Here is a 1,110-nt window from a genome sequence, read left to right as displayed (position 1 = left end):
CGCCTACCGTGAGTAGGCGTAGACGGAGGCTGCGGATGCGACGGGGCCTGCGACGGTGGAGAAGACGCTGACGACCTTGGAGACTTCGGTGAAGGGGGCGTTGGAGACGTAGACGAGGTCGCGGTTTCGCATGCGGAAGGCCTGGGAGGTGAACAGGCTGTTGGGGTCGCGCATGTCGATGCGGTAGACCACCGGGACCACGGGTGTGGTCAGGAGCGGCGAGGCCGGGTTGAGGCGGCGCACGACGGCGGCCGGCTCGAAGCGGAACACGAAGGTGCCGGCCGGGTCGGCCTGGAAGTCGGACAGGCCGCGGGCCTTGGCCAAGGCCTGGGCGAGCGTGATGCCCTCGGCCGAGAACGGCAGCTCGGTGGCGTTGCCGAGCGCGCCGACCGCCAGGAAGGTCTGGGGGTCGCGCACCAGGGTGAGCACGTCGTTGGGGCGCAGGTAGATGTTCTCGCGTGGGTTGGCCACCAGGGTCGTCATCGGCACGGTGGTGGTGCGGTCCCCGCGCGAGAGGCGCACGAAGGTCTCGGAGACGGGCGAGCGCACGCCGCCGGCGGAGGCCACGACGTCGAGGAGGCGGTCGCCGCCGGTCGACAGCGGCAGGCGGGCGCCGGCCACCGCCTCGCCGGTGACGGTGACGGCCTGGGAGATCGGCTTGGTGACCGAGACCAGCACCTGCGGCTGGATCGCCTTGCCGGCGAGCTCGTTCTCGATCAGCGTCTGGACGTCCTGGGTGCGGCGTCCGGCGACGTGGATGCGCCCGGCATAGGGCACCGAGATCGCGCCGTCGCGGCCGACGGCCTGCTCGGGGATCAGCGCCGACTTCGAGCCGGCGGAGAAGCGGTCGGCGACGAGCGGGCCGGAGAACAGGCCGCCCGACCCGGCCTCCCAGACCGAGACCGAGACGTAGTCGCCCACGCCGATCACCGGCTCGATCGAGGGGCGCTTGTCGCCGAAGGAGGCCAGCAGGCTGTCGAGCGGGCGCCCGCGCAGGGCCTCGATCACCGCCGGGGTCACGTCCACCAGCTCGTAGCGCGCCAGCAGCCCCTCCGGCGTCGACAGCTCCGCCCCCGCCTCCACGGCACGCGCCGTCGGACCCGAAGCCGG

1 protein-coding gene is annotated in these 1,110 nt (G+C 72.7%); it reads right to left on the bottom strand.

The window, feature by feature from the left end; genetic code table 11:
- Positions 1-3 precede the first annotated feature (3 nt).
- The coding region (locus FV227_RS28605) for a polysaccharide biosynthesis/export family protein (protein ID WP_147860478.1) at positions 4-1,110 on the bottom strand (1,107 nt) is incomplete at its 5' end.

The organism is Methylobacterium sp. WL119 (genome assembly GCF_008039875.1).
GTDB lineage: Bacteria > Pseudomonadota > Alphaproteobacteria > Rhizobiales > Beijerinckiaceae > Methylobacterium.
This window is presented reverse-complemented; position numbering and strand designations above follow the sequence as displayed.